This window comes from Kitasatospora sp. NEAU-69, from assembly GCF_057158765.1.
Window position 1 is genome coordinate 320,397 of record NZ_JBWXUE010000005.1, and the last position, 8,920, is coordinate 329,316.

Annotated in this window: 7 protein-coding genes; all 7 read left to right on the plus strand. The window is 71.5% G+C overall.

The genetic code is table 11. The features are described 5' to 3' along the window. Positions 1-3 precede the first annotated feature (3 nt). Positions 4-861 (plus strand): presqualene diphosphate synthase HpnD, encoded by an 858-nt coding sequence (gene hpnD, locus AC060L_RS08775; RefSeq protein ID WP_483798027.1) that lies wholly within the window; start codon positions 4-6, stop codon positions 859-861. Positions 862-1,036: 175 nt separating this feature from the next. Beyond that, positions 1,037-2,545 carry a hydroxysqualene dehydroxylase HpnE gene (gene hpnE / locus AC060L_RS08780; RefSeq protein ID WP_483798007.1) on the plus strand — a complete coding sequence of 503 codons (1,509 nt, stop codon included), beginning with the start codon at positions 1,037-1,039 and terminating at the stop codon, positions 2,543-2,545. Further along, positions 2,542-3,786, plus strand: coding sequence for a polyprenyl synthetase family protein (locus AC060L_RS08785; protein WP_483798008.1), 1,245 nt, complete (start codon positions 2,542-2,544; stop codon positions 3,784-3,786). The genes hpnE and AC060L_RS08785 overlap by 4 nt, the downstream gene beginning before the upstream one ends. A gap of 109 nt (positions 3,787-3,895) precedes the next feature. Continuing rightward, positions 3,896-5,938, plus strand: coding sequence for a squalene--hopene cyclase (shc, locus tag AC060L_RS08790; protein WP_483798009.1), 2,043 nt, complete (start codon positions 3,896-3,898; stop codon positions 5,936-5,938). Then, positions 5,935-6,675 (plus strand): phosphorylase family protein, encoded by a 741-nt coding sequence (locus tag AC060L_RS08795; RefSeq protein WP_483798010.1) that lies wholly within the window; start codon positions 5,935-5,937, stop codon positions 6,673-6,675. Before shc ends, AC060L_RS08795 begins: the two co-directional genes overlap by 4 nt. Positions 6,676-6,677: 2 nt before the next feature. Further along, on the plus strand, positions 6,678-7,700 hold the full coding sequence (gene hpnH / locus AC060L_RS08800) for an adenosyl-hopene transferase HpnH (RefSeq protein WP_483798011.1): 1,023 nt from the start codon (positions 6,678-6,680) through the stop codon (positions 7,698-7,700). A gap of 127 nt (positions 7,701-7,827) precedes the next feature. Next, on the plus strand, positions 7,828-8,920 hold a 1,093-nt coding region (ispG, locus tag AC060L_RS08805; RefSeq protein ID WP_483798012.1), incomplete at its 3' end, for a flavodoxin-dependent (E)-4-hydroxy-3-methylbut-2-enyl-diphosphate synthase.

An 8,920-nucleotide genomic window follows, 5' to 3' on the forward strand; every position in this document is an offset into this window, starting at 1 on the left:
GTCATGGCGGCGTACCGGTACTGCGAGGCGGTCACCGCCCTGCAGGCCCGCAACTTCAGCTACGGCATCCGACTGCTCCCGGAGCCGAAGCGGCTCGCCATGTCCGCGCTCTACGCCCTTGCGCGCCGGGTCGATGACATCGGCGACGGGGAGCTGGCCCCCGAGCGGAAGACCGAGCAGCTGCTCGCCACCCGGGAGCTGCTGGACGAGATCCGCTCCGGTGCCGTCACCGAGGAGGACACCGACCCGATCAAGGTCGCGCTGGCCGACGCGGCCCGGCGCTTCCCGATCCCGCTGGAAGGTTTCGACGAGCTGATCGACGGCGTCGAGATGGACCTGCGCGGTGAGGAGTACCGCACCTTCGAGGACCTCAAGGTGTACTGCCGCTGCGTGGCCGGCTCGATCGGCCGGCTCTCGCTCGGCGTCTACGGCTGCGAGGACCCCAAGCGCGGGGCCGAGTACGCGGACACCCTGGGACTGGCGCTACAGCTCACCAACATCCTGCGCGACCTGCGCGAGGACGCCGGAAACGGGCGCACCTACCTGCCCGCCGAGGACCTCGCGCGGTTCGGCTGCGAGCAGGGCTTCGGCCAGTCGCGGATGCCGGCCGGGGCGGACTTCACCGGTCTGATCGCGTTCGAGGCGCAGCGGGCCCAGGGCTACTTCGAGGAGGGCCTGCGGCTGCTGCCGATGCTGGACCGGCGCAGCCGGGCCTGCACGGCGGCGATGGCCGGCATCTACCACCGGCTGCTCGGACGGATCGCGGCCGAGCCGGAGTCGGTCCTGCGCGGCCGGGTCTCGCTGCCCGGCTGGGAGAAGGCGTACGTGGCACTCTCCGGCCTGGCCGGGGGACGTTCTTGATCCTCGCGCACTCTCCGTCACGATTCGATAACGGGGAATCACCGAGGGGGATGAGTTTGTTGTGCCGGGTGATGTTTCCGGTACAGGTGTGTCCAGAACCGGCCGGCACGGGCAGAAGCACCAGCGGAAGCCCGCGCAACGGCACCAGCAACGGCACGAGTAACGGGGAGGCGAGATGACCGGGCTGCCCGATGCCCACGAGGCACCGGCGGCGCCCCGATCCGGCGGCGCCGGCGAGGGTCGCACCGCCGTGGTCGTGGGCGGTGGCCTGGCCGGGATCACCGCCGCCCTGCGGCTGGCCGAGGCCGGTCACCGGGTGACGCTGCTGGAGGCCCGGCCACGGCTCGGCGGGCTGGCCTTCTCGTTCCGTCGCGGCGAGCTGACCGTGGACAACGGCCAGCACGTCTTCCTGCGCTGCTGCACCGCCTACCGCGGCTTCGTCGAGCGGCTCGGCGCGCTCGACCAGGTGGAGATCCAGCCCCGGCTGGACGTCCCGGTGCTCTCCGTCGCCGGTGCCCGGCCCCGGCTCGGCCGGCTGCGCCGCGCCGGGCTGCCGGTCCCGCTGCACCTGGCCGCCAGCCTGGCCACCTACCCGCACCTGGCGCCGCTGGACCGGCTACGGGTGGTCCGCGGCGCGCTCGCGCTGCAACGCCTCGACCTCGCCGACCCGGCGCTCGACCGCACCTCCTTCGGTGCCTGGCTACGTGCGAACGGGCAGAACGAACGCACCATCGCCGCGCTCTGGGACCTGGTCGGGGTGGCCACCCTGAACGCGCGGGCCGACCAGGTCTCGCTGGCGCTGGCCGCGATGGTCTTCAAGACCGGCCTGCTGACCGACCCGGGCGCCTCCGACATCGGCATCGCCGCGGTCCCGCTCGGCACGCTGCACCACGACACGGCGCTGGCCGAGCTGGCCCGGGCCGAGGTCACCGTGCGGCTGCGCACCAAGGCCGTCGAGCTCAAGTCGGTGGAGCTCAACTCGCCGGCACCCGGCTCGGCGGAATCCGGCTTGGTGCAGTCCGCTCGCGGCCACGGTGTCCAGCACACCATCAGGCTGGAGAGCGGCGAGCTCTGCACCGCCGACATCGTGGTGCTGGCCGGCGCCCAGGAGGCCGCCGCCGCACTGCTCCCGCCGGACGCACTGGACGCGCCACACCGCCCGGCCGAGCTCGGCCACGCGCCGATCCTCAACGTGCACGTCGTCTACGACCGCCAGGTCCTGCGCCGGCCGTTCTTCGCCGCGCTGGACTCGCCGGTGCAGTGGGTCTTCGACCGCACCCACCACTCCGGCCTGGCCGAACGCAGGCCGGGCGCGCAGTACCTCGCGCTCAGCCAGTCCGCGGTCGAGGACGAGATCGACCTGCCGGTCGCCGAGCTGCGGGCGCGCTACCTGCCCGAGCTGGCCCGGCTGCTGCCGGCCGCCGCCGGCGCCGAGGTGCTCGACTTCTTCGTCACCCGCGAGCGGACGGCGACCTTCGACCCCGCCCCGGGCACGGCCGTGCTGCGCCCGCCGGCCGCCACCAACGTCCCCGGCCTGCTGCTGGCCGGCTCGTGGACCGCCACCGGCTGGCCCGCGACGATGGAGGGCGCCGTGCGCAGCGGCCACGCCGCCGCCGACGCCGCGCTCGCCGCTGCCGGCCGCCGGGTCCCGGTGGACCGCGGCGACGGGCGGTGGCCCCGATGACCGCGCCCGCCCGCCTGTCCGGCGACGACCGCCCGGCCGGCGGCAGCCCGGGCGGCGGCAGCCCGGGCGGCGGCACCGGCCCGGCCGAGGGCACCAGACCCAGCACCACCAGAACCGACCACAGCACACCCGCCCCAGGAGAGGGAGCAATCGTGGAGGCACGCCCCAGCACGGTCGCGGGAGCGACGGCCCAGGTCGACCCCGTCTCGGTACCCGAGCTGCTCGCCCGGGGCCGCACACTCTGCACGCCGCCGCTGCGCGCGGCGATCGCCCGGCTGGCCCCGCCGATGGACGCGGTCGCCGCCTATCACTTCGGCTGGACCGACCGGGCCGGCAACCCGACCGCGAGCGACGGCGGCAAGGCCGTCCGCCCGGCCCTCGCACTGCTCTCCGCCGAGGCCGCAGGGGCCCCCGCACATGCCGGAGTACCCGGTGGAGTATCGGTTGAGCTGGTGCACAACTTCTCACTCCTGCATGATGATCTGATGGACGGTGACGAGACTCGCAGGCACCGGGCCACCGCGTGGACGGTCTTCGGACCGGCCCAGGCGATCTTGGTCGGCGATGCGCTGGCGACCCTCGGCACCGAGGTGCTGCTCGACGCCGGCCAGTCCGGCGACGCCACTGCGGCCGACGCGGCCCGTGCCGCGCGGCTGATCACCACCGCTACCCGCAAGCTGATCGACGGCCAGGCACAGGACCTCTCGTTCGAGCACCGCGACCGGGTGAGCGTGGAGGAGTGCCTGGAGATGGAGGGGAACAAGACGGGGGCCCTGCTGGCCGCCGCGTCGGCCATCGGCGCGGTACTGGCCGGCGCGGACGATCGCACGGCCGACGCGCTGGAGCGCTACGGCCACCACCTCGGACTGGCTTTCCAGGCGGTCGACGACCTGCTCGGCATCTGGGGCGCCACCGAGGTCACCGGCAAGCCGCACTGGGGCGACCTGCGTCAGCGCAAGAAGTCCCTTCCGGTGGCGGCCGCGCTCGCCGAGGGCGGTACGGCCTCGCGCCGTCTCGCCGAGTTGCTCGCCGACCCGCAGGGGCGCGGCGAGGAGTCCGAGGAGGAGCTGGCCGGTCGGGCAGCCCTGATCGAACAGGCCGGCGGCCGCTCCTGGACCCAGGAGGAGGCCCGCCGCCAGCACCGCACGGCCCTCGCCGCCCTGGACGAGGTGCCGATGGCAGGTGAGGTGCGCGAGCGATTCGTCGCTCTCGCCGAATTCGTGGTGGTACGAGAGAGGTGACATCAAGTTGACAGCAACCGCGGACGGCCGGCTCGACCCTGAGTACGATCCCGAGCCGGTCGCGGTGGAGGAGCGGCCGCCGGCGGACTCAGCGGCTGCCGTAGCGTTAATGGAGTCTCCGGCGGGGGAGGGGCCCGCCGAAGGAGTCACCGGGGCCACCGGGCTGAGCACCGAGCAGCCCGCGGCCCGACCAGGGCTCGACCACACCGAAATCGACCGCCCGGCGATCGAGGAGTCACTGCACCGGGCCACCGCCCACCTGCTCTCGTTGCAGGACGAGGAGGGCTGGTGGAAGGGGGACCTCGAAACCAACGTCACGATGGACGCCGAGGACTTGTTACTGCGGCAGTTCCTCGACATCCGGACCGTGGAGCAGACGGCTGCCACCGCCGAGTGGATCCGCTCCCAGCAACGCGAGGACGGCACCTGGGGCACCTTCCACGGTGGCCCGCCGGAGCTGTCCACCACGGTCGAGGCCTATGTCGCCCTGCGCCTGGCGGGGGATGAGCCGGACGAGCCGCACATGCGTGCCGCGGCCGAGTACGTCCGGGCCTCCGGCGGGATCGCGGCGGCCCGGGTCTTCACCAGGATCTGGCTGGCACTGTTCGGCTGGTGGCCGTGGGAGCGGCTGCCGGAGATGCCACCGGAGATCATGTTCCTGCCCAAGTGGCTGCCGCTGAACATCTATGCCTTCGGCTGCTGGGCCAGGCAGACCATCGTGCCGCTCACCGTGGTCTCGGCGCACCGCCCGGTGCGGCCCGCGCCGTTCGACCTGGACGAGCTGCACGCCGACCCGCGCAATCCCTTCCCACTTCGCCCGCTCGCCCCGACGACCAGTTGGGACGGCCTCTTCGAGCGTCTCGACCTGGTGCTGCACGCCTACCACAAGCGCGCGGTGCGCCCGCTGCGCCGCCTGGCGCTCAGCCAGGCCGGCCGCTGGATCGTCGAGCGCCAGGAGGCGGACGGCTGCTGGGGCGGCATCCAGCCGCCCGCCGTCTACTCGCTGATCGCCCTGCACCTGCTCGGCTACGAGCTGGACCATCCGGTGATGCAGGCCGGTCTGGAGGCCTTCGAGCGGTTCACCGTGCACACCGAGGACGGCAAGCGCTGGATGGAGGCCTGCCAGTCCCCGGTCTGGGACACCTGCCTGGCCACCATCGCGCTGGTGGACGCCGGCCTGCCGTCCGACCACCCCGCGGTGGTCAAGGCGACCGAGTGGATGCTCGGCGAGGAGATCACCACCCGAGGGGACTGGTCCGTCCAGCGCCCCAACCTGGAACCCGGCGGCTGGGCCTTCGAGTTCCACAACGACACCTACCCGGACATCGACGACACGGCCGAGGTCGTGCTGGCCCTGCGCCGGACGCTGCACCCCGAGCCGGAGCGGCTCGAGGGCGCGGTGCGCCGCGGCGTCGAGTGGAACCTGGGCATGCAGTCCAAGAACGGTGCCTGGGGTGCGTTCGACGTGGACAACACCAGCACGCTGCCGAACAAGCTGCCGTTCTGCGACTTCGGCGAGGTGGTGGACCCGCCGTCGGCCGACGTCACCGCGCACGTGGTGGAGATGCTCGCCGAGGTCGGCAAGGCGGACGATCCGCGCACCAGACGGGGCGTGGAGTGGCTGCTGCGCAACCAGGAGGAGGACGGATCCTGGTTCGGCCGCTGGGGCACCAACTACATCTACGGCACCGGCTCGGTGCTGCCGGCGCTGACCGCGGCCGGTGTGCCGGAGTCCCACTCGGCGATCCGCAAGTCGGTGCGCTGGCTGGAGGAGCGCCAGAACGCCGACGGCGGCTGGGGCGAGGACATGCGCTCGTACGAGGACCCGGAGCAGTGGTCGGGCCGCGGCGAGTCCACCGCCTCGCAGACCGCCTGGGCGCTGATGGCGCTGCTCTCGGCCGGCGAGGGCCCGGGCGGCCAGTTCGCGCCGGCGGACGGCCGGGGCAGCAGTGCCGTCGAACGCGGCGTGCGCTGGCTGGTGGCCACCCAGCTGCCGGAGGGCAGTTGGGACGAGCCGCAGTTCACCGGGACCGGTTTCCCGGGGGACTTCTCGATCAACTACCACCTCTACCGCCTGGTCTTCCCGGTCACCGCGATCGGTCGTTACCTGCACGGCAACCCCGTCATGGGCGACCTGCGGAGGGTCGGATGAACGCCGGCCCACTGCTCGTGCTCTGCGCGCTGGCCCCCGAGGAGTGGGCGCTGCGCGGTGGGGACTGGGCAGGCGCGCACGGTGGCGCACCGGTGCTCACGCGCACCGGCATGGGTCCCAGGCGTGCCGGACGGACCGTCAGTTCCCTGCTGGAGTCGACACCGAGGCCACTGGGCCAATTGACGGCGGGTCAGACCGCCTACGGTGCGGTGGTGATAACCGGATTCTGCGCCGCTACCGCGCCGGGAACAATACCGGGGCAGGTGATTGTTGCCGAGAGGGTGCACCATGCCTCGGGCCAGTCCTTCCCTGTGGATTCTCCAGAGCCACTGGTCCAGGCGCTGACGGCGCTCGGGCTCCCGGTCAGCACCGGTCCGCTGCACTCGGCGGACCACGTGGTGCGTGGCCGTGAGCGCCGCCTGTTGCACCGGGCCGGCCGGTCGGCGGTGGACATGGAGACCGCCGCGGTACTCGAACGGCTGCCCGCCGGGCTGCCGGTGGCAGCCGTCCGGGTGGTCGTGGACACGCCCGAGCGCGAACTGCTGCGCCCGGGTACCGCACTCACCGGTGTGCGCGCTTGGCACACCCTGCGGGCGATCGTGCCCGCACTGCTCGGCTGGCATCGCGCCGTCAGTACCTCGGCCGTGGGTGCCCCGCACCCACGTGCCGAATCGGAGCCGTCAGATCGTTTCACCATGCCCCACTCAGTGCCGACGCTCCCCCAGGAGGCGAGCTAGCCATGGCAATGCCGCTGCGCCAGTCCGTTCGAGTCAGTGCATACCTCATGCAACAGAAACTCCTCAAGCGGCGCGAAAAGTTCCCGCTGCTGGTCGAGTTGGAGCCACTCTTCGCCTGCAACCTCGCCTGCGAGGGCTGCGGGAAGATCCAGCACCCGGCCGGGGTGCTGAAGCAGCGGATGCCCGTCGCGCAGGCGGTCGGCGCGGTGCTGGAGTCCGGTGCGCCGATGGTCTCCATCGCCGGTGGCGAGCCGCTGATGCACCCTCAGATCGACGAAATCGTCCGTCAGTTGGTGGAGAAGCGCAAGTACGTCTTCCTCTGCACGAACGCGCTGCTGATGCGCAAGAAGATGGACAAGTTCACTCCTTCGCCGTACTTCGCCTTCACCGTGCACATCGACGGCATGCGTGAGCGGCACGATGAGTCGGTGGCGAAGGAGGGGACGTTCGACGAGGCGGTGGAGGCGATCAAGGAGGCCAAGCGGCGCGGCTTCCGGGTCACCACCAACAGCACGTTCTTCAACACCGACACGCCGCAGACCATCATCGAGGTGCTCAACTACCTCAACGACGACCTCAAGGTCGACGAGATGATGATCTCGCCCGCCTTCGCCTACGAGAAGGCTCCCGACCAGGAGCACTTCCTCGGTGTCTCGCAGACCACGGAGCTGTTCCGCAAGACGTTCGCCGGTGGCAACCGCCGCCGGTGGCGCCTCAACCACAGCCCGCTCTTCCTGGACTTCCTGGAGGGCAAGGTCGACTTCGAGTGCACCGCCTGGGGCATCCCGAACTACTCGCTCTTCGGCTGGCAGCGTCCCTGCTACCTGATGGCGGACGGGTACGTCCCGACCTACCGCGAGCTGATCGAGAAGACCGACTGGGCCAAGTACGGCCGAGGCCGTGACCCGCGCTGCGAGAACTGCATGGCGCACTGCGGCTACGAGCCGACGGCCGTGCTGGCCACCATGGGCTCGCTGACCGAGTCGATCCGCGCGCTGCGCGAGACGGTGGCGAGCAACCGCTGACCGTCCCCCCGGCGCGCGCCACTGGGCGCGCGCCGGGGCACCCCCTGTTCGCGCCGTCCGATACGACGCCTCCGGGCCGCGGCCCGACCATGGCACCAAGACCACGCAAGCAAGGATGAGCTGACTCATGACCGCGATCTCGCTCGGTATTCCCGACCTGCCGCTCAAGCCGCTCGCCACCCGTCGCGCCTCCCGGCAGATCATGGTCGGCAGTGTGCCGGTCGGCGGCGACGCGCCGGTGTCGGTGCAGTCGATGACCACCACTCTCACGGCCGATGTCAACGCGACGCTGCAGCAGATCGCGCAGCTGACCGCGTCCGGCTGCCAGATCGTGCGGGTCGCGGTGCCTTCGCAGGACGACGCGGACGCGTTGCCGATCATCGCGAAGAAGTCGCAGATCCCGGTGATCGCGGACATCCACTTCCAGCCGAAGTACGTGTTCGCGGCGATCGACGCCGGCTGCGCGGCGGTCCGGGTGAACCCGGGCAACATCAAGGCGTTCGACGACAAGGTCGGCGAGATCGCGCGGGCGGCGAAGAGCGCGGGTGTGCCGATCCGGATCGGTGTGAACGCGGGCTCGCTGGACAAGCGGCTGCTGGAGAAGTACGGCCGGGCGACGCCGGAGGCGCTGGTCGAGTCGGCGCTGTGGGAGTGCTCGCTGTTCGAGGAGCACGATTTCCGCGACATCAAGATCTCGGTGAAGCACAACGACCCGGTCGTGATGATCAATGCGTACCGGCAGCTGGCGGCGGCCTGTGACTACCCGTTGCACCTGGGTGTGACGGAGGCGGGTCCGGCGTTCCAGGGGACGATCAAGTCGGCGGTGGCGTTCGGGGCGCTGCTGGCGGAGGGGATCGGGGACACGATCCGGGTTTCGCTGTCGGCGCCGCCGGCGGAGGAGATCAAGGTCGGGATCCAGATCCTGGAGTCGTTGAACCTGCGTCAGCGTGGTCTGGAGATCGTGTCGTGCCCCTCGTGCGGGCGGGCGCAGGTGGATGTGTACAAGCTCGCGGAGGAGGTCACCGCCGGTCTGGAGGGCATGGAGGTGCCGCTGCGGGTCGCGGTGATGGGCTGTGTCGTGAACGGTCCGGGCGAGGCGCGTGAGGCGGACCTGGGGGTGGCCTCGGGCAACGGCAAGGGGCAGATCTTCGTGAAGGGCGAGGTGATCAAGACCGTTCCCGAGTCGAAGATCGTCGAGACCCTGATCGAGGAGGCCCTGA

Excerpts from the sequence above, each read along its gene's own strand:
- hpnD (WP_483798027.1), top strand. The coding sequence starts at position 4 with ATGGCGGCGTACCGGTACTGCGAGGCGGTCACCGCCCTGCAGGCCCGC.
- AC060L_RS08795 (WP_483798010.1), top strand. The coding sequence starts at position 5,935 with ATGAACGCCGGCCCACTGCTCGTGCTCTGCGCGCTGGCCCCCGAGGAG.
- hpnH (WP_483798011.1), top strand. The coding sequence starts at position 6,678 with ATGGCAATGCCGCTGCGCCAGTCCGTTCGAGTCAGTGCATACCTCATG.
- AC060L_RS08785 (WP_483798008.1), top strand. The coding sequence starts at position 2,542 with ATGACCGCGCCCGCCCGCCTGTCCGGCGACGACCGCCCGGCCGGCGGC.
- hpnE (WP_483798007.1), top strand. The coding sequence starts at position 1,037 with ATGACCGGGCTGCCCGATGCCCACGAGGCACCGGCGGCGCCCCGATCC.
- shc (WP_483798009.1), top strand. The coding sequence starts at position 3,896 with ATGGAGTCTCCGGCGGGGGAGGGGCCCGCCGAAGGAGTCACCGGGGCC.